The 19,887-nt window shown below is 61.6% G+C and carries 13 protein-coding genes and 1 other RNA gene; 10 read left to right on the plus strand and 4 right to left on the minus strand.

What is annotated here, in order from left to right:
* Position 1: 1 nt before the first annotated feature.
* The 3 genes from xdhC to xdhA form a co-directional block, all read right to left on the minus strand.
* Complete coding sequence (gene xdhC / locus ACLH0H_RS16705) at positions 2-841, minus strand: xanthine dehydrogenase accessory protein XdhC (protein WP_411378840.1); 840 nt, start codon at positions 839-841, stop codon at positions 2-4.
* Positions 842-956: 115 nt separating this feature from the next.
* Positions 957-3,350, minus strand: a complete 2,394-nt coding sequence (xdhB, locus tag ACLH0H_RS16710) for a xanthine dehydrogenase molybdopterin binding subunit (protein ID WP_411378841.1) — start codon at positions 3,348-3,350, stop codon at positions 957-959.
* Positions 3,343-4,791, minus strand: a complete 1,449-nt coding sequence (gene xdhA / locus ACLH0H_RS16715) for a xanthine dehydrogenase small subunit (RefSeq protein ID WP_411378842.1) — start codon at positions 4,789-4,791, stop codon at positions 3,343-3,345. The genes xdhB and xdhA overlap by 8 nt, the downstream gene beginning before the upstream one ends.
* Before the next feature lie 280 nt (positions 4,792-5,071).
* On the opposite strand from xdhA, the gene ACLH0H_RS16720 reads away from it, so the two are divergent.
* From ACLH0H_RS16720 to ACLH0H_RS16765, 10 genes are all read left to right on the plus strand, one after another.
* On the plus strand, positions 5,072-5,731 hold the full coding sequence (locus ACLH0H_RS16720) for a GntR family transcriptional regulator (RefSeq protein WP_411378843.1): 660 nt from the start codon (positions 5,072-5,074) through the stop codon (positions 5,729-5,731).
* 2 nt (positions 5,732-5,733) lie between these two features.
* Positions 5,734-9,222 carry a chromosome segregation protein SMC gene (gene smc / locus ACLH0H_RS16725; RefSeq protein WP_411378844.1) on the plus strand — a complete coding sequence of 1,163 codons (3,489 nt, stop codon included), beginning with the start codon at positions 5,734-5,736 and terminating at the stop codon, positions 9,220-9,222.
* Between the two features lie 259 nt (positions 9,223-9,481).
* The gene (zipA, locus tag ACLH0H_RS16730) at positions 9,482-10,345 is read left to right on the plus strand and encodes a cell division protein ZipA (RefSeq protein WP_169377487.1); all 864 of its coding nucleotides are present in this window, start codon (positions 9,482-9,484) and stop codon (positions 10,343-10,345) included.
* A gap of 86 nt (positions 10,346-10,431) precedes the next feature.
* Positions 10,432-12,798: an NAD-dependent DNA ligase LigA gene (gene ligA, locus ACLH0H_RS16735; RefSeq protein WP_411378845.1), complete on the plus strand. Its 2,367-nt coding sequence runs from the start codon at positions 10,432-10,434 to the stop codon at positions 12,796-12,798.
* Between the two features lie 160 nt (positions 12,799-12,958).
* Complete coding sequence (locus tag ACLH0H_RS16740) at positions 12,959-14,125, plus strand: putative zinc-binding metallopeptidase (protein WP_411378846.1); 1,167 nt, start codon at positions 12,959-12,961, stop codon at positions 14,123-14,125.
* A 273-nt stretch (positions 14,126-14,398) separates the two neighbouring features.
* Positions 14,399-14,495, plus strand: an RNA gene (ffs, locus tag ACLH0H_RS16745) — signal recognition particle sRNA small type.
* 127 nt (positions 14,496-14,622) lie between these two features.
* Positions 14,623-15,048 (plus strand): hypothetical protein, encoded by a 426-nt coding sequence (locus ACLH0H_RS16750; RefSeq protein WP_411378847.1) that lies wholly within the window; start codon positions 14,623-14,625, stop codon positions 15,046-15,048.
* 38 nt (positions 15,049-15,086) lie between these two features.
* A complete protein-coding gene (locus ACLH0H_RS16755; protein WP_411378848.1) occupies positions 15,087-17,048 on the plus strand; it encodes a hypothetical protein in 1,962 nt (653 codons plus the stop codon).
* A gap of 156 nt (positions 17,049-17,204) precedes the next feature.
* Positions 17,205-18,251 carry an N-acetylmuramidase family protein gene (locus ACLH0H_RS16760; protein WP_411378849.1) on the plus strand — a complete coding sequence of 349 codons (1,047 nt, stop codon included), beginning with the start codon at positions 17,205-17,207 and terminating at the stop codon, positions 18,249-18,251.
* 1 nt (position 18,252) lies between these two features.
* Complete coding sequence (locus ACLH0H_RS16765; protein WP_411378850.1) at positions 18,253-18,843, plus strand: hypothetical protein; 591 nt, start codon at positions 18,253-18,255, stop codon at positions 18,841-18,843.
* Positions 18,844-18,970: 127 nt separating this feature from the next.
* On the opposite strand, the gene ACLH0H_RS16770 is transcribed toward ACLH0H_RS16765, so the two are convergent.
* Positions 18,971-19,834 carry a LysR family transcriptional regulator gene (locus ACLH0H_RS16770; RefSeq protein WP_411378851.1) on the minus strand — a complete coding sequence of 288 codons (864 nt, stop codon included), beginning with the start codon at positions 19,832-19,834 and terminating at the stop codon, positions 18,971-18,973.
* Positions 19,835-19,887 lie beyond the last annotated feature (53 nt).

Genomic DNA, 19,887 nt, shown 5'->3' on the forward strand with positions numbered 1-19,887 from the left:
TTCAGATGGCTTGGCTGCGACGCGAAGCCGGCAGCAGTTTGGCAATAGGCTCGGCGCCCGCGGTGTGCTGGCCGAAATGGGCGTTATAGGTGGCGATGATTTCGCCGGCGATGGAGATGGCGATTTCCACTGGCAATTTGCCCTTCACCTCGCCCAGGCCCATGGGGCAGCGCATGCGTTGCAATTGCGCAGCATCGAAGCCGCGATCCCGCAGGCGATGTTCGAACTTGACCCGTTTGGTTTTCGAGCCGATCAGGCCGAAGTAGGCGAAGTCATTGCGCTTGAGCAGGGCAGTGGTGAGTTCCAGGTCCAGCGCGTGATTGTGGGTCATTACGATGCAGTAACTGCCCGCAGGCAGGTCGGCAATTTCGTCGACCGGCTCTTCGCTGACGATTTTACGCACGCCCTGTGGGATATGTTCCGGAAACTCCTGTTCGCGCGAATCGATCCAGCGCACCCGGCATGGCAGGCTCGCCAGCAACGGCACCAACGCGCGGCCGACATGGCCGGCGCCAAACACCGCGATCTGCGCCTGCACCTGGCCCATGGGTTCGAACAGCAATACGGTCACGCCACCGCAGCACTGGCCCAGGCTGGCGCCGAGGCTGAAGCGCTCCAGATGGGTGTTGTGCTGGCCACGGGCGAGCATGTCGCGGGCGATCTGCATCGCCTTGTATTCCAGGTGGCCGCCGCCGATGGTGTCGAAGGCCTGCGCGGCGCTGATTACCATCTTGGAACCTGCGTTGCGCGGCGTGGAGCCGAGTTCTTCGATGATGGTGACGAGTACGCAGGGTTCGCCGCTGTCTTGCAGCTGGGCTAGGGCACTGATCCAATTGTTCATGTCTACCTCAACATCTCTGTTGTCAGTTCGGCCGCTATCGCAGGCAAGCCAGCTCCCACACTTGGAATGCGTTCCCCTGTGGGAGCTGGCTTGCCTGCGAAGGCAGCGCCTCGGTCTAGAGCGAAGCCATCTCGGTTTCAGCCGCCTTCACCGTCTGCAATTTGCGCATCTGCTCACACCCCCACAGCACCCGCTCCGGCGTCGCCGGCGCGTCGATCCTGGGCTGATGACGATAGTCACCCAGACTCGCCACCGCATCCTTGATCGCGCACCACGACGCAATCCCGAGCATGAACGGCGGCTCGCCCACGGCCTTGGAATGGAACACCGTGTCTTCCGGATTCTTGCGGTTTTCCACCAGCTTCACCCGCAGGTCCAGCGGCATGTCGGCCACGGCCGGGATCTTGTAACTGGCCGGGCCGCTGGTCATCAGCTTGCCTTTGTCATTCCACACCAACTCTTCCATGGTCAGCCAGCCCATGCCCTGGATAAACCCGCCTTCCACCTGGCCGATGTCGATGGCCGGGTTCAGCGAGGCGCCCACGTCGTGCAGGATGTCGGTGCGCAGCATCTTGTATTCGCCGGTCAGGGTGTCGACGATGACTTCGCAGCAGGCCGCGCCGAACGCGAAGTAGTAGAACGGTCGTCCGCGCGACTGGCTGCGGTCGTAGAAGATCTTCGGGGTCTTGTAGAACCCGGTGCTCGACAGCGAGACCTGGGCGAAATACGCCTGTTGGATCAAGGCCTCAAAGGTCAGGATCTGCTCGCGCACGCGCACATGGCCGTTGCGGAACTGCACATCGGCTTCACTTACCTCATACTTGCGCGCGGCGAATTCCACCAGGCGCTGCTTGATGGTTTCGGCGGCGTTCTGCGCAGCCTTGCCGTTCAGGTCGGCGCCGCTGGAGGCGGCGGTCGGCGAGGTATTCGGGACTTTATCGGTGTTGGTCGCCGTGATCTGTACACGGTCGATGTCCACTTGGAACACTTCGGCCACCACTTGCGCCACCTTGGTGTTCAAACCCTGGCCCATCTCGGTGCCGCCGTGGTTGAGGTGGATGCTGCCGTCGGTGTAGATGTGGATCAACGCACCGGCCTGGTTGAGAAAGCTGGCGGTAAACGAAATGCCGAATTTGACCGGCGTCAGCGCCAGGCCTTTTTTCAGGATCGGGCTGTGGGCGTTGTACAGGCGAATCGCTTCGCGGCGCTCGGCATATTGGCTGCTGGCTTCCAGTTCGGCGGTCATCTCTTCGAGCAGGTTGTGCTCGACGGTCTGGTAGTAGTGGGTGACGTTGCGCTCGGTCTTGCCGTAGTAATTGGCTTTGCGCACGGCCAGTGGGTCCAGCGCCAGGTGGCGGGCGATGGCGTCCATCACTTCCTCGATAGCGACCATGCCTTGCGGGCCGCCGAAGCCGCGATAGGCCGTGTTGGACGCGGTGTTGGTCTTGCAGCGATGGCCATTCACCGTCGCATCGCCCAGGTAATACGAATTGTCGGCGTGGAACATCGCGCGGTCGACAATCGAGTTGGACAGGTCCGGCGAACAGCCGCAGTTACCCGCCAGTTCCAGATTGATCCCGTGCAGGCGCCCGCTGTCGTCGAAACCCACGTCGTATTCGATATAGAACGGGTGGCGCTTGCCCGTCATCAGCATGTCTTCCACACGCGGCAGGCGCATCTTGGCCGGCTGGCCGGTGAGGCGCGCGACCACTGCGCACAGGCATGCCGGGCTGGCGGCCTGGGTTTCCTTGCCGCCGAAGCCGCCGCCCATGCGGCGCATGTCCACGACGATCTTGTTCATCGACACGTCGAGCACTTCGGCCACCAGTTTCTGGATTTCGGTGGGGTTCTGCGTGGAGCAGTAGACGATCATGCCGCCGTCTTCGGTGGGCATCACCGAGGAGATCTGGGTTTCCAGGTAGAAGTGTTCCTGGCCGCCGATGTGCAGGGTGCCCTGGATGCGATTTTTTGCCGTGGCCAACGCGCCGGCCGAATCACCGCGCTGGTGGGTGTGGCTGTCGAGCACGAAATGCTTGTTGCGGTAGGCCTGGACCACATCGAGCACCGGTTCCAGGTCTTCGTATTCGATGACCGCCGCCATCGCTGCCTTGCGCGCGGTTTCCAGGTCGCGGGCAGCCACCGCCAGCACCACCTGGCCGACGAACTGCACGGTGTCGATGGCCAGCAACGGATCGCCGGGCAGCAGCGGACCGATGTCTTTCAAACCCGGTACGTCTTCGTGGGTAATCACGATGCGCACGCCGTCGAAGGCGTAGCAGGGCGCGGTGTCGATGCTGAGGATTTTCGCGTGGGCGCGGTCGGACAGGCGCGCATACAGATGCAGCTGGTTGGGGAATTCGAGGCGGTCGTCGATGTACTGTGCCTCACCGGACACGTGCTTGGCGGCGCTGTCATGCTTGACGCTGCGGCCGACGCCGGAGGTCAGGCCCTGGGCGAACAGCTCGGCCAGTTCGGCCTGGGTTTTTACCACGGCGTGATGGTTAGACATAAGCGGTCACCCGAGTCTCGATGTGCGGCGTTTGCAGTTCGATGAAGTATTTGCGCAGCAGGTTCTGCGCGCTGAGCAGGCGGTATTCCTTGCTGGCGCGGAAGTCCGAAAGCGGGGTGAAGTCCTCGGCCAGCGCGGCGCAGGCTTGCTCGACGGTGGCGGCATTCCAGGTGGCGCCGATCAATAGCGTTTCGCAGTGTTTGGCGCGTTTTGGCGTGGCGGCCATGCCGCCGAAGGCAACGCGCGCGTCACGGATCACACCGTTGTCGAGTTTCAAGTTAAAGGCGGCGCAAACGGCGGAAATATCGTCGTCCAGGCGCTTGGAAACCTTGTAAGCGCGAAACAGCGTGTGGCCCTTCGGCACGATGATTTTTTCGATGAATTCGCTGTCCTGGCGGGCGGTGACGCGGTAGTCGATGAAGTAGTCTTCCAGGGCCAGGGTACGGCGGGTTTCGCCCTTGCACAGCACGATTTGCGCACCGAGGGCGATCAGCAGCGGCGGCGAATCGCCGATCGGCGAGGCGTTGCCGATATTGCCGCCGAGCGTGCCCTGGTTGCGAATCTGCAGCGAGGCAAAACGCTGCAGCAGTTCGCCGAAGTCCGGGTAGGCCTGGTGCAGCGCGGTGTAGCAATCGGAGAGGGCGGTGGCGGCGCCGATTTCCAGACGATCATTGAAATCGTCGATGCGCTTCATGTCTGCAATGTTGCCAACATAGATCATCACCGGCAGCGTACGGTGGAACTGGGTGACTTCCAGCGCCAGGTCGGTGCCGCCCGCCAGCAGCCGGGCTTGCGGGTAGGCGTCGTAAAGGTCGGCCAGGTCGGCCACGGTCAGGGGCACCAGGCAGCGTTTGTCGCCGCTGTTGAGTTCACCGGTTTGCGTCGGCGCGATGGCTTTGAGGCGGGCGATGGTGTCGGCCTGGCAGCTGTCGAACTGGTCTTGCGGCTTGTTGCAGCAGGCCTGCTCGGCGGCGGCGAGGATCGGACGATAACCGGTGCAACGGCACAGGTTGCCGGCCAGGGCTTCATGGGCTTTCTGACTGTCGGGGGCGTCGCTGTTCTTTTGCAGGGCGAACAGCGACATCACAAAACCTGGGGTGCAAAAGCCGCATTGCGAGCCGTGGCACTCGACCATGGCCTGTTGCACGCTGTGCAGTTGGCCCTGGTGCTTGAGGTCTTCGACGCTGATCAGTTGCTTGCCGTGCAACGACGAAACAAAAGTCAGGCACGAATTGAGGCTGCGATAACGGATCTGCTCGGCGCCCTGGTCATTGGTGTGCAGCTCGCCGACCACCACGGTGCACGCGCCGCAGTCGCCGCTGGCGCAGCCTTCCTTGGTACCGGGTTTGCCCAAGTGTTCGCGCAGATAATTGAGCACGGTCAGGTTGGGGTCCAGGGCGTGCTCGCTACGGAGTTCCTGGTTGAGTAAAAACTGGATCACGGAAGGCCTCGCAGACTCATTATTGTTGTTAACCGCTTTGCGCCGAATCTAGTCATGTCTGACTTTTCGGTCAACGATTTTCTGACCATAAGGTCAAGAAATTGCAGTTACAACACTTTCAATTATGGTCCAGTCTTCTGAAACCGGTGTTTTTGCAGGCTGATACACGGCAAGCGCTGCTTATTCCGTGCCAAATTCGCCACCGTGGGCGTAGCGCCATCAGCGGGCCAATGCGCTACACTGCCGCGCTTGTACCGATAGAAGATTTTGAAGGGAAAACATGACGTTCAAGGCGCCGGACAGTCTCGCCGAGCAAATCGCTCACCACCTCGCCGAACGCATCATTCGCGGCGATCTCAAGCCTGGGGAGCGGATCCAGGAGCAAAAGGTCACGCTGGCACTCAATGTCAGCCGTGGTTCCGTGCGCGAAGCCCTGTTGATCCTCGAACGTCGCCACCTGATTGCGATCCTGCCGCGCCGTGGCGCCCACGTTACCGAGCTGACGGCGCACAAAGTGCAGAGCCTATGCACCTTGATGGGCGAAATGTACATCCTGCTCGGCAATGCGGTCGCCGAAGGCTGGCAGAGCCAGGCGGACATGGCGCCGTTCCTGCAGATCCAGCAGCGCCTGCAGGCCAGCTATGAGCGCGAGGACATCCGCGCCTTCGTTGAAGAAAGCTTCAACGTGATGCGCGCCGCGTACCCCTTCGCCAACAACCCGTACCTGCAGGAAACCGTCGAAAACCTGCAGCCGGCGATGAACCGCGCCTATTACCTGGCGTTGGATCAACGCAAGGCCTCGATGAGCGAGTACCTGGCGCTGTTCGAACAACTGCTCGCCGCCGTATTGGCCCGTGACCTGGTGCAGATTCGCCAGGTGCTGTCGGCCTATTGCCAGCGCAGCAGTTCGCTGGTCATCGCCGCGTTGGCGGACGCCTAAACGTGCGGCTCAAGTGCATCAAACTGGCGGGGTTCAAATCCTTCGTCGACCCGACCACGGTGAACTTCCCCAGTAATATGGCGGCGGTGGTCGGGCCCAATGGCTGCGGCAAGTCGAACATCATCGACGCCGTCCGTTGGGTGATGGGCGAGAGCTCGGCAAAAAACCTGCGCGGCGAGTCGATGACCGACGTCATCTTCAACGGCTCCACCAGCCGCAAGCCGGTCAGCCAGGCCAGCATCGAACTGGTGTTCGACAATTCCGACGGCACCCTGGTCGGCGAATACGCCGCCTACGCAGAAATCTCCATCCGCCGCAAAGTCACGCGCGACAGCCAGAACAGTTACTTCCTCAACGGCACCAAGTGCCGGCGTCGCGACATCACCGATATTTTCCTCGGCACAGGCCTGGGCCCGCGCAGCTATTCGATCATCGAGCAGGGCATGATCTCCAAGCTGATCGAAGCCAAGCCCGAAGACCTGCGCAACTTTATCGAAGAAGCCGCCGGCATCTCCAAGTACAAGGAACGCCGTCGCGAGACCGAAAACCGCATCCGCCGCACCCACGAGAACCTCGCCCGCCTGACCGACCTGCGCGAAGAGCTGGAGCGCCAGTTGGAGCGTCTGCACCGCCAGGCCCAGGCCGCCGAGAAGTATCAGGAATACAAGGGCGAAGAGCGCCAGCTCAAAGCGCAACTGTCGGCCCTGCGCTGGCAGGCGCTGAATGATCAGGTCGGCCAGCGCGAAGCGATCATCGGCACCCAGGAAATCAGCTTTGAAGCGCTGGTGGCCGAACAGCGTAACGCCGACGCCAGCATCGAGCGCCTGCGTGACGGGCACCACGACTTGTCAGAGCGCTTCAATCTGGTGCAGGGCCGGTTCTATTCGGTGGGCGGCGATATCGCCCGCGTGGAACAGAGCATCCAGCACGGCCAGCAGCGCCTGCGCCAGTTGCAGGATGACTTGAAGGAAGCCGAACGTGCGCGCCTGGAAACCGAATCGCACCTGGGCCATGACCGCACCTTGCTGCTGACCCTCGGCGAAGAGCTGGACATGCTCACTCCCGAGCAGGAAATCACCAGCGCCGCCGCCGAAGAGGCCGCCGCCGCCCTGGAAGAAGCCGAAACCACCATGCACGCGTGGCAGGAGCAGTGGGACACCTTCAACCTGCAATCCGCCGAGCCACGTCGCCAGGCGGAGGTGCAGCAGTCGCGTATTCAACAGTTGGAAACCAGCATGGAGCGCCTGGCCGAGCGCCAGCGCCGTCTGCAGGAAGAGCGCGTGTTGCTCGCCGCCGACCCGGAAGACGCGGCGATCCTGGAACTGAGCGAGCAACTGGCCGAGAGCGAAATGACGCTCGAAGAGCTGGAAGCCAGCGAAGAACAGCAAGTGGAGCGCCTGGAGCAATTGCGCCAGCAACTGCAACAGGCGACCCAGGCGCAGCAGCAGGCCCAGGGCGATTTGCAGCGGCTCAATGGTCGCCTGGCCTCCCTTGAAGCGTTGCAGCAAGCCGCGCTCGACCCCGGCACCGGCACGGCCGAATGGCTGCGCGATCAGCACCTGGCCGAGCGCCCGCGCCTGGCTGAAGGCTTGAAGGTAGAAGCAGGTTGGGAGCTGGCGGTGGAAACCGTTCTCGGCGCCGACCTGCAAGCGGTGTTGGTGGATGATTTTGGCGGCTTCGACCTGGCCGGTTTTGCCCAGGGCGACTTGCGTTTGCTCAGCCCCGCAGCCGATGGCGCGCGCGTGCCGGGCAGTCTGCTGGACAAGGTGGATGCGGCGATTGACCTGGCGCCGTGGCTGGGCCAGGTCAAACCGGTTGAGTCACTTGAGCAGGCCTTGGCCCAGCGCGGTCAACTGGGCGCCGGTGAGAGCCTGATCAGCCGCGACGGCTTTTGGGTTGGCCGCCATTTCCTGCGCGTTCGCCGCGCCAGTGAAGCCGAAAGCGGCGTATTGGCCCGTGGCCAGGAAATCGTCAACCTGAGCGCCGAACGTGAAGAGCGCGAGGCAACCCTCGAAAGCCTGGAAACCGAACTGCAAACCCTGCGCGCCACCCAGCGCCAGCAAGAGACCGGCCGCGAACACCTGCGCCGCCTGTTGCAGGACGAAGCGCGTCAGCAAGGCGAATTGAAGGCTCAGCTCTCGGCGAGCAAAGCCAAGGCCGAACAACTGACCCTGCGCCGCACCCGTCTCGACGAAGAAGTCGCCGAAATGGGCGAGCAGCGCGCGCTGGAACACGAACAGATCGGCGAAGCGCGCCTGCAGTTGCAAGAGGCCCTCGACAGCATGGCCCTCGACACCGAGCAGCGCGAACTGCTGTTGGCCCAGCGTGACAGCCTGCGCGAACGCCTCGACCGCGTGCGCCAGGAAGCCCGCCAGCACAAGGACCATGCGCACCAGTTGGCGGTGCGCCTCGGCTCCCTGCGTGCCCAGCACAGCTCCACGGCCCAGGCCCTCGAGCGCCTGGAGATGCAATCCGAACGCCTCACCGAAAAACGCGAGCAACTGAGCCTCAACCTGGAAGAGGGCGAAGCGCCACTGGAAGAGCTGCGTCTCAAACTCGAAGAGTTGCTCGACAAGCGCATGACCGTCGACGAAGAACTCAAGACCGCGCAGATCGCGCTGGAAGACGCCGACCGTGAATTGCGTGACGCCGAAAAACGCCGGACCCAGGCCGAGCAGCAATCCCAATTGATTCGCGGCCAGCTCGAGCAACAACGCATGGAATGGCAAGCCCTGACCGTGCGCCGCAAGACCCTGCAAGACCAGTTGCTCGAAGATGGCTACGACCTGCACGGCGTGCTCAATACCTTGACTGCCGAGGCCAATGAAAAAGACGCCGAAGAAGAACTCGAACGCATTGCCGCGCGTATCCAGCGGCTTGGCGCGATCAACTTGGCGGCCATCGACGAATACCAGCAGCAATCGGAACGCAAACGTTACCTGGATGCGCAGAACGCCGACCTGGTGGAAGCCCTGGACACCCTGGAAAACGTGATCCGCAAGATCGACAAGGAAACCCGCAACCGCTTCAAGGATACCTTTGATCAGATTAATGGCGGTTTACAGGCCTTATTCCCAAAAGTTTTCGGCGGTGGCAGCGCTTACTTGGAACTGACGGGCGAAGATCTACTCGATACAGGGGTGACGATCATGGCGCGGCCGCCGGGCAAGAAGAACAGCACCATCCATTTGCTGTCCGGCGGCGAAAAAGCCCTGACCGCATTGGCCCTGGTATTTGCCATCTTCAAGCTGAACCCGGCGCCGTTCTGCATGCTCGATGAAGTTGACGCTCCGCTGGATGACGCTAACGTTGGACGCTATGCGCGCCTCGTCAAGGAGATGTCCCAGACCGTGCAGTTCATCTATATCACCCACAACAAGATCGCCATGGAAATGGCTGATCAGTTGATGGGGGTCACGATGCATGAACCGGGCTGTTCGCGTTTGGTGGCGGTGGATGTGGAAGAAGCGATGGCGATGGTGGAGTCTTGAACCCTGCCCGCAGCGAATTTTCATAGCGTGCGGTAAGACGCTTTACCACCCCGCTGAAAGTGGCAAATGGACATATTTGTTCAAGGCATTTTGACAGACGGTGTAAAGTTATCTTTGGTCGTGCTAGTTTAATGTCAAATTTTCGTATGCGTGGGCAAAACGTCAGTCAGAACATAGAGTTGGCGCCACGTTTTAAAGCGGTTTGCACTGAGCTAAACCCCTTATTTTTCAGCATTTTTTATTAGAGGCACGGGATTACATGGAAATCGGTCTGCGCGAGTGGCTGATCGTCATCGGCATTATTGTCATTGCCGGTATTCTTTTTGATGGCTGGCGCCGCATGCGCGGTGGCAAGGGCAAGCTCAAATTCCGTCTGGACCGCAACCTGTCCAACTTGCCCGACGATGACGGCAGCGCCGAGCTGCTGGGGCCGCCCCGTGTACTGGACACCCATAAGGAACCGCAGCTGGACGAGCATGACTTGCCGTCCATGAGCGCGCCGCTGCGTGAAGCCCGCGAGCCGTCGTCCAAGCGTGGCAAGCGAGGCAGCGCCGCTGGCGCCGAGCCGCATCAGGGCGACCTGAACTTGGATGTGGATGAAGGCCCGAGCTTCAGCAGCCGCGACGATGATTTCCCGGATGAAAACGCCGGCAAGAACGCGCCGCGCCAATCGGTCAACGATCAGCCTGCCGCCGAAGAAGTGCTGGTGATCAGCGTGATCTGCCGCGACGCCGCCGGGTTCAAGGGCCCGGCCCTGTTGCAGAACATTCTGGAAAGCGGCCTGCGTTTTGGCGAGATGGACATCTTCCATCGTCACGAAAGCATGGCCGGTAATGGCGAAGTGCTGTTCTCCATGGCCAACGCGGTCAAGCCGGGCACCTTCGACCTGGACGATATCGACCTGTTCAGCACGCCGGCGGTGAGTTTCTTCCTGGGTCTGCCCGGCCCGCGTCACCCCAAGCAGGCATTCGACGTGATGGTGGCCGCGGCGCGCAAGCTGTCCCAGGAACTCAATGGCGAGCTCAAGGACGATCAGCGCAGCGTCCTCACTGCCCAGACCATCGAACACTACCGTCAGCGCATCGTCGAGTTCGAGCGTCGCGCCCTGACACAAAAACGCTGAGGATCGCGCCTCGGCGTTGTCGGATAGAATAAGCGCACTACCATTTGAGCAGCTTCGGCTGCTCTTTTGCTTTTTGAGAGAACACCATGACCGCCGCCCACACCCGCATCCTCGAACTGCGCGCTGAACTGGATCAGCACAACTACCGTTACCACGTCCTCGACGAGCCAAGCATTCCGGACGCCGAGTACGACCGGCTGTTCCACGAGCTCAAGGCCCTGGAGGCCGAGCACCCGGAACTGGTCACGCGCGATTCGCCGACGCAGCGGGTCGGCAGCGCGGCGTTGTCTGCGTTCACGCAAGTCAGGCACGAAATCCCCATGCTCAGCTTGGGCAACGCGTTTGATGAGACCACCATGCTCGAGTTTGACCGCCGGGTCACCGAAGGCCTCGACCTGCCGGTGGGCGACCTGTTTGGGGGGGGCGCAGCGGTGGAGTACAGCTGCGAACCGAAGCTGGACGGCCTGGCGGTCAGCCTGCTGTATCAGTACGGCGAATTGGTACGCGGCGCCACCCGTGGCGACGGTACCACCGGCGAAGACATCAGCGTCAACGTGCGCACCGTGCGCAATATTCCGCTGAAGCTGCACGGCAGCGGCTGGCCGGCGACGCTCGAAGTGCGCGGCGAAGTGTTCATGTCCAAGGCTGGTTTCGAACGGCTCAACGCCTCGCAACTGGAAGTCGGCGGCAAGACCTTCGCCAACCCGCGCAACGCCGCCGCCGGCAGCCTGCGCCAGTTGGACTCGAAGATCACCGCCAGCCGCCCGCTGGAATTCTGCTGCTATGGCATCGGCCAGGTGACGGCGGATATCAGCGACACCCACATCGGCAACCTGAAGCAGTTGCAGAAATGGGGCATGCCTATCAGCCATGAACTGAAGCTGGCCAAGGGCATTCAGGAATGCCTGGATTACTACCGCGATATCGGCGAGCGGCGGAACAGTCTGGGCTATGAAATCGACGGCGTGGTGTTCAAGGTCAACAGCATTGCCTCGCAGCGCGAGCTGGGCTTCCGTGCCCGCGAACCGCGCTGGGCCATTGCGCATAAATTCCCGGCGATGGAAGAGCTGACCGAGCTGCTCGACGTGGAATTCCAGGTCGGCCGCACCGGTGCCGTCACCCCGGTGGCGCGCCTCAAACCGGTCAAGGTAGCGGGTGTGACGGTTGCCAACGCGACCTTGCACAACATGGACGAAGTCGCGCGCCTGGGCTTGATGATCGGCGACACCGTGATCATTCGTCGCGCCGGTGACGTGATCCCGCAAGTGGTCGCCGTGGTGCCCGAGCGCCGCCCGGAAAACGCCCGTGCGGTGCAGGTCCCCGAGCGTTGCCCGGTGTGCGGTTCCCAAGTGGAACGCACGCAGCTGGTCAAGCGCAGCAAGGGCAAGGAAACCGTCAGCGAAGGCGCGGTGTACCGCTGCGTCGGCCGCCTGGCCTGTGGTGCCCAGCTCAAGCAGGCGATCATCCATTTTGTCTCGCGCCGCGCCATGGACATCGACGGCCTGGGCGACAAGACCATTGAGCAACTGGTGGATGAAAAACTCATCGGTTCGCCGGCCGATCTCTACAAACTCAAGTATGAGCAGATCATCGACCTGGAAGGCTTTGCCGATATCTCCAGCAAAAAATTGATCGCCGCCATCGACAACAGCAAGACGCCGACCCTGGCGCGCTTTATCTACGCGCTGGGCATCCCCGACGTGGGCGAGGAGACCGCCAAGGTGCTGGCGCGCTCCCTGGCTTCCCTGGAGCGGGTGCAGAAGGCTTTGCCGGAGGTGCTGACCTACTTGCCTGACGTGGGCCTGGAAGTGGCGCACGAGATTCACAGTTTTTTTGAAGACAGCCATAACCAGGACGTGATCGGCGCGTTGCTGTCGCCTCAGGAGTGTGGCCTGCAATTGCAGGAGCAGGGCGACCTGAGCGCGGAATTCGCCGCCAGCACCACCTTGGGCGGACTGCTCGATAAATTGCATGTGCCGAGCGTCGGCCCGGGCGCTGCGCAGAAGCTGGCGGACAAATTCGTCACCCTCGAAGGCGTGATAGCGGCCGACTGGCTGGATATGCGCCAGGCGTTGCCCGAAAAACAGGCCAAGGCCGTGCGCGACTTCTTCGATAACCAAGACAACGCCAACCGTGCCCTGGCCATCGAGCAGCAGCTCAAGGACTTCGGCATGCATTGGCTGAGCGAGAAAAAGGTGGTCGAAGGCTTGCCCGAGGCGGGGCACACCTGGGTCCTCACCGGTTCCCTGGAACTGATGAGCCGCGACGTGGCCAAGGACAAGCTCGAAAGCCTGGGGGCCAAGGTGGCCGGCTCCGTGTCGGCGAAAACCCATTGCGTGGTGGCCGGGCCGGGAGCGGGTTCGAAACTGGCCAAGGCCAGCGAGTTGGGCGTGAAGGTGCTGGACGAAGAGGCCTTCGTGGCCTTCCTGGCCAAGCACAACATCCCGGTCTGACGATCGTTCCCACGCTCCGCGTGGGAATGCCGCCTTGGACGCTCCGCGTCTGCTCTTGAAAGGCATGACGCAGAGCGTCATCGGATGCATGCCCACGCGGAGCGTGGGAACGATCATGCGAGCGAAATGATCTAGTCTCAGTCACCCAGGGGAGATCGCCATGTTCCGCTACTTCGAGCAACTCAGTTCGCGCATCGCTGCACCTTTCGTCGCCGGCACGTCTCGCGACAGCAAGGTGTGGCACTGTCGTTGCGGGCAGTCCCTGTTCTTTCGCAACAGCCAGTGCCTGGCCTGCCAGGCGTTGCTGGGCTACCTGCCGCAACAAAGCCGCCTGTCCTCCCTGCAGCCCGGCCCGGTCGAAGGTACTTGGCTGCAGGACGACAACCTCGACGCCGGCGCCTTCCGCCGCTGCGCCAACCTTGACACCCCGGCTGCCTGCAACTGGCTGATCCCGGCCCACAGCACGGTACCGCTGTGCGTCGCGTGCAGCCTGAACCGCACCATTCCCGATCTGTCGATTGCGGAAAACCACGAGCGCTGGCGCAAGGTCGAGACCGCCAAGCGCCGCCTGGTTGCGCAACTGATCAGCCTGGGCCTGCGCGTGGTGCCCAAGAGCGTCGACGAGAACAGCGGCCTGGCCTTCGACTTCGTCGGTATCGACCTGGAAGGCAACGCCCCGATGACCGGCCACGCCAATGGCCTGATCACCCTTGATATCAAGGAAGCCGACGATGCCCACCGCGAGAAGGTCCGCGTACAGATGCGCGAACCCTATCGCACCCTGCTCGGGCATTTCCGTCATGAAGTCGGCCACTACTACTGGGACCGCCTGATCGCCAATACCCACTGGCTCGAACCGTTTCGCAGCCTGTTCGGCGACGAACGCGCCAGCTACGCCGACGCCCTCGACCAGCACTACCAGAACGGCCCGCGCCCCGACTGGCAGCAAACCTGCGTCAGCGCCTACGCCACCATGCACCCCTGGGAAGACTGGGCCGAAACCTGGGCCCATTACCTGCACATGATGGACGCCGTCGACACAGCCCTGGGCTTCGGCATGAGCGCCCGTTCGATGGACCTGGATTACCAGCCATTCCCGCTCAGCACGCTCTACGACCCCGAACACCCCGGCGGTGCGGCGTTCCTGTCGTTCGTCAACGCCTGGATCGAACTGGCCGGCATGCTCAACGAACTGTCGCGCAGCATGGGCCAACCGGACTTTTACCCCTTCGTGCTGCCACCGGCGGTCGTCGCCAAGCTGCACTTCATTCACTTGGTGATTCAGGAGGAGGGCGGCCGCGCGGATGAGGTGATACAGGCGCAGTAACCTGTACCCGGTGATCGACTGTAGTGAGCGGGCTTGCCCCGCGCTGGGTGGCGAAGCCGCCCCAACCCAGGCGACTCGGTTTTAACTGGAGCGCCGAGGTGTCTTTATTGGGGCGGCTTCGCCACCCAGCGCGGGGCAAGCCCGCTCACTACAGAGCCTCAACAAGTACTTGAGCCCCCTCATATTTTTAATCCAGCGCCAACGGTTGTAACTTCCGATGAGATCGGTACAATGGCCCCGCTTGCCGAGAGGCAGGCGTCGTTATGGTGACCCCATCGGTCCCCCCGCAACGATTACCCGTGAACCTGGTCAGAGCCGGAAGGCAGCAGCCACAGCGGGAACATTGTGTGCCGGGGTGTGGCTGGTGGGGTTGCCTCCATAACGCTCTTCCTTGCAACACCTCCTTCAAATTCAATTCAAAAAATGCTTTCACGCCATCTGCCATCGGGCGGTCCATGGCGGCATACTCCAGTGCCCGGCATTCGGAGACAGTACCCGTGGAAAAAGTGGACGACCTCACCCGCGAAAAACTGCGCGAGTGGCAGATGCGGCGCCTGGAGATCAAGGACCGTATCCAATCGCACCCCGAACAGACCCTGGAGTTGTCGAAGGTGCTGGACCTCATGGACGACGAGCACGCCGAGATCCTCAGCCAGGCTGAGATGATCCGCGCGGCTGACGTGAACGATGACCCCGCGCCAGGCGCCGAGCAGGCGGCGCCAGCGCTCACGGGCGCCTGCACGCTGCAATTGAATGTGGCGGCGCAGAGTGTCGAAGACATGCGCAGGCTGCTCGACATGGCCGTCTTCGAACTCCAGCAACAGATCAACGCAATGGCGCCTGGGGCTCAAGCGAGTCGCGGCGGTATGTCGGGCTCGTTGGGCGAATATCGATTCGAGCTGAACAGCCGCGATAATGCCTGACTCCCGCAACATACGTCGGCCCCTGGCTGCGAGGAACTATGCAACCGGAACATTTTGATTTAGCCAGCCCCGTCTTCCTGCCCGTCACGGATGAAACCTGCACGGCCCTGCTCGGCGAGGATGGCGCCAAGGCCCTTGTCGGCCTGACGGATCCGGAACTGGCCGCGGTACTGGTCATTCAGAACCTGGCCCAGGCCGCGGAAAAGGACCTGACCTGCGCTGGCGCCGAGCGCGTCCTGGCCAAGCTGATCGGCTGGGCGGTGGACACTGCGCCGTCAGGTACCGCGACGTTGCTGTCCGAAGCCCAGCGGCTGTTTGATCCGCGCAAGTTGTACTTCGGTTTTAATGCACTCAAAAATGTGAACCTGCGCCTGCTGTCGGCCGAAGAAGTCGCGGCGCGGGATTACCTGCTGCCTACAGGCAAATGGGACATCGGCTACAAGGTTCGCCACCTGCGCAACAATGATCCGTTCAGCCAGCAGATGGTCACCCCCCGGCACCGCGAACGCTGGCTCAGCCCGGCCCAGGACAAGTTGGTGCGCACGTTCCGCGCCAACCTCAACGAAGACCTGCATGTGCAAGGCTATGCCGGCATCGGCAAGAGCCACCTGCTCGGCGCCTTGATGGAGTGCCTGCGGCCCGCCCAGACCCTGGTGCTGGCCCGCACCGGAGCCAAGCTGGCGACCCTGCGTGAACGCATGGGCTTGGCGCAAGACAGCAAGGCCGGCTCAACCTTTGCGGCCTTCGCCAAGGCGCTGCTGCAAGGGCCACGCCCACCCGCGCCACACGCGCCGGCCCGAATGCCCGGCAAGAATGAGGTGGCGCAGGCCCTGGATATCCATGGCTGGCGAACTCACGATGGCCCGGCGACGCTGGCTATCTGCCTGAAAGTGCTCGAGTGTTATTGCCACTCCAACCATCACAGTTTGTCGGCCAGGCATTTGCCGCATTTCCAGCAACCGCTATCGAACGTGGAGGCCCAAGTGTTGCTGGAGTACTCCAGCCGCGTCTGGACTTACCTGGAGGCCAACCCACAATGGGCCGGCCAGACTGCCTTCGCGGCGCTGCTGCTGATCAAGCGCGCGAGCCTCGAAGGCTGCGTGGTGCCGCCCCGGTATACCCATGTATTGATCGATGAAAGCCAGGACATCCCGCCGTCTTTGTTGCAGATCATCGAGCGCGGCCGCCAGGTGTTGGTCACTCTTGGTGACGAGTACCAGTTGGCCAGTGGTGTGATGGTCAGGAGAAAGCGCGAAGTCCGGCACACCGATATCAGTTATTCCGTGCGCTCAGGGCGCAACGTCGAGCGCCTGGTCAACCCGCTGATCAGCGTGCACTCGCAAAAGTGCAAAACGCCGTTCGAAGGCGCCCGGGATGCCGACGTCGGCATCGAACATTACCCCAGGGGCTTCGTGCCGCCGGAAGGCTGCGTGGTGTTGACCGCGTCGCATTGGGACACCATGAAATGGGCCATCCAGTTGCAGCAGGCCAACTGCCCGTTCGGTTTTCCCGACAGCACGGCGCAGCAGGATCTGCAGCGCTTCATGACCAGCGTCATCGCCTTGTTCAAGCCGCAGTTCTACAGCAACGAGCACAACGCAAACGGGCCACATCCTTATTTCAGCGACATGGACGACTGGCAACAGGTGCGCGATGCCAGCCAGTTCGACGAGTCGTTCCTATGGGTTGAAAGTGAGCTCGAAAAAGGCTTCAACGTCGCGGACATCACGCGTTTGAACCGGCTGAGCGGTGTCCCCGGCAAACGCTGTCTGCTGATGCAGGCGCAAGAGGCGGGCGGCATGGAATTCGATCGGGTGCTGCTCACGCCTGAGCTGCTGACCAACGTGAAGTTCAAGGATGCCTACGCGTTCGATCAGCGGCTTTGCGCGGTGTACATCGCCATTTCCCGCGCCAGGGTACAGCTTTACCTGCCTTACGACGTGGTGGAGTGGATCGATTTCCACAAGTACCAGAAGACCCGGGAATTTCACGGTTACTGATCAAATAACCTGCCTGTTTCACATCTTTCACAGGTCGCCATGGACAACCTGAATCCACCTTGATAGTTTCCGCCAGCCGCTTGTTTCAGAGTGTAACAAGGGTAGCAAGTTGATATCTAAGTGCTATCACTTTATTAACTAACAAGGATGTCTGTGATGAAAAGCCTGCAAGGGTTGCCGCGTCTTATCAGTGCTTCGGTAGGCGCGCCTGGTAAAGCCCGCAACTTGCCCGCCGATGTGCAGTGCATCCAGTATTTATTCAATCTGATCATCCCCAAGCTGGGTTTTCCGCTGGCCGAAAACGGTAAATGCGACGGCCAGTTGGTGCAGTGCATCAGCCAGTACCAGTTCCGTCATCTCAAATACGCCCATCCCGATGGGGTGATTGACCCCACGGGCCGCACCTTCAACAGCCTGATTGAAGAGGCGGTGAAGGTGCCGGTCAAGGCTTTCCCGAGCATGCGCATCCCGAGCTTTCTAAATGCGTTCGGCAACAATTCTGGGGATGCGGTGCAGGCCACGGTCAATGTGTACCTGGACCGCATGCGCGCAATGATCGAGGCCGAGCGCCGCAATCGCCAACTGATACTCCAGGCCACGTGCGATGGGGGCATGACCCTCAGCGAGACGGACTTTCAAAATGCTGCCACTCAGTTGGGAGGCGGTATTTCGGTGAATATCATCAAGGCCTTCGCCACCGTGGAATCCGGCGGCCGTTCGGGCTTCGGACCGGCCAGGCTGCCGGTGATTGCGTTTGAAGGGCACGTGTTTCGCAAGTACACCAAGAACATCTACGACCAGGCGCACCCGCTGCTGTCTTACCCCTACAAGAAAAAGGCCGGGCCGCAATGGCAAGTCAACAACAAGGACCAGATCAAGGCCTGGGAAACCATGGCTACGGCGTTTGCCTTGGATCAGGAGGCCGCGCTGATGTCGGCGTCCTGGGGCATGTTCCAGGTCATGGGGTTCAACTACGGGTCATGCGGTTACAAAACGGTGTTCGAGTTGGTCGCGGCCTTGAAAGTGAATGCCGGCAGTCAACTAAAGGCATTCCTCGGCTTTTGCAGCAAGAACCCGGCGTTGATGACGGCCATGAAAGCCAAGGACTTCACTTCCATGGCATTCAATTACAACGGCAAGGACTACGGCAACTATGACGTCCTTATGCAAAAAGCCTACGAGAAACTTGAAGGGAAAAAATAAGATGATGCGTTTTCTAGCGATGGGTGTGTTGTCGTTAAGCGCCGTGGCGTCTGCTTTTGCCGGTTCGCCCGAGCTGCACTCAGGCCAATACGAAGGGCTGAAGCTGGCGGTGACACCGCAGCATCAGGTCGAAGGCTACTACGCCGAAGCCATGGGCGAGGGCGTGACGCGCGGTTGCACGTTCTACCTGCAAGGCAAACCCGACGCGCTGACCACCTGGCAGGACGAAACCTACCCCGGCAGCGTGGCACCTTCGTCGGACGGCGTGACCCTGACGGTGGAACAGGGTCGCCAGCATCCCGGTTGCCTCAATGTATTGATGCCGGAGATCGCCACCGGCCTGGACCTGACCCAGACAGCCAGCAAACCGTGGATCGGCCTGGTGAAAGTGTCCGCCGACAAGGCTTACCTGCTGAAGAATCCCAGCGCCAAGGCCACCAAGCGCCCGTATATCGTCAAGGATGACGTCGTCGGTGTGCTGGCCTTCAAGGACGGTTGGGCCCAGGTCGAGTTCATCAATGCCGAGGACCGTTCGTTTACCGGCTGGATCAGCCAGGATCAGTACAGCCGTTTGTCCGCGCCCAAAAGCTGATTTTCAATAACGATGCAAGCCCGAATGTGGGAGCTGGTTTGCCTGCGATAGCGGTGTACCCGTCAAAGATGTATTCACTGACGGAGAGCTATCGCAGGCAAGCCAGCTCCCACTTTTTGATCAGTGTTCAGCCGAAGGTCTCGCGCAACAACCCGGCAAACGCATCCCGCGCCAGATGCCGCTGGGTGTCTTTGTGCCAGAACAGCTGGTTGTCCACCGCCTGCAGTTCGTCAAACCGGTACGACGCCAGTTGGTCGGCCTGTTCATAGCGGCCCAGGATGCCTTCCGGCGCCAGCGCCACACCAATGCCCGCGCTGACGCAACCGATGATCGTGCCCCAACTGGCATAGCTGGCCACGGCCGGCTGGAAAGCATGGGGCTTGAGCCAGTTCTCCAGCGCGGCACGGTAAGGACAGCCGGGCGGCCATACCAGCAGCGTGCGGCCTGCGAGGTCGGCAGCGCTGCGGATCGGTTCGCTGCTTGCACTGGCGATCAGCACCAGGCGTTCGCTGTAGACCACGCTGTGTTCGAGCTTCGCGCGTTTGTTGCTGGCAGCCACCAGCGCCACATCCAAACGGTGGTGTTGCAGGTCGTCGAGCAGTTCGCTCCAGGCGCCGGTCACCAGTTCCAGGCTGACATCCGGGTAGCGCCGGTGATATTCCGCCAACAGTGGCGGCAGACGGCCGCTGGCGCTGGACTCCACCGCTCCGATGCGTAGGGTGCCCCGGGGAATGGCGTCAGCGTCGACCGCGCGTTTGGACTCTTCCACCAGGGCCAGGATGCGTTCGCAATATTCCAGGAAAATCTCGCCCGCCGCGCTGATCGCCAGCCCACGCCCGGCGCGGATAAACAGCGGCGTGCCCAACTCGGCTTCCAGTTGCTTGATCCGCGTGGTGATGTTGGAGGGCACACAGTGCAACCGCAGGGCGGCCTGGGCCACGCTGCCGGTTTGCGCCACGGCTCGCACCATGTTCAGTTGGGCCAGTTCCATTACTCAGTTCCAATGATTTCAGAAGTCAGAAACGCTTAATTGTCCTACGCCTC

Source organism: Pseudomonas sp. MPB26 (assembly GCF_046605355.1).
Lineage (GTDB): Bacteria > Pseudomonadota > Gammaproteobacteria > Pseudomonadales > Pseudomonadaceae > Aquipseudomonas > Aquipseudomonas cedrina.

Coding starts and splice junctions, on each gene's coding strand:
- xdhC (WP_411378840.1), bottom strand. CDS start 841: ATGAACAATTGGATCAGTGCCCTAGCCCAGCTGCAAGACAGCGGCGAA.
- xdhB (WP_411378841.1), bottom strand. CDS start 3,350: ATGTCTAACCATCACGCCGTGGTAAAAACCCAGGCCGAACTGGCCGAG.
- ACLH0H_RS16720 (WP_411378843.1), top strand. CDS start 5,072: ATGACGTTCAAGGCGCCGGACAGTCTCGCCGAGCAAATCGCTCACCAC.
- zipA (WP_169377487.1), top strand. CDS start 9,482: ATGGAAATCGGTCTGCGCGAGTGGCTGATCGTCATCGGCATTATTGTC.
- ligA (WP_411378845.1), top strand. CDS start 10,432: ATGACCGCCGCCCACACCCGCATCCTCGAACTGCGCGCTGAACTGGAT.
- ACLH0H_RS16740 (WP_411378846.1), top strand. CDS start 12,959: ATGTTCCGCTACTTCGAGCAACTCAGTTCGCGCATCGCTGCACCTTTC.
- ACLH0H_RS16755 (WP_411378848.1), top strand. CDS start 15,087: ATGCAACCGGAACATTTTGATTTAGCCAGCCCCGTCTTCCTGCCCGTC.
- ACLH0H_RS16760 (WP_411378849.1), top strand. CDS start 17,205: ATGAAAAGCCTGCAAGGGTTGCCGCGTCTTATCAGTGCTTCGGTAGGC.
- ACLH0H_RS16765 (WP_411378850.1), top strand. CDS start 18,253: ATGATGCGTTTTCTAGCGATGGGTGTGTTGTCGTTAAGCGCCGTGGCG.
- ACLH0H_RS16770 (WP_411378851.1), bottom strand. CDS start 19,834: ATGGAACTGGCCCAACTGAACATGGTGCGAGCCGTGGCGCAAACCGGC.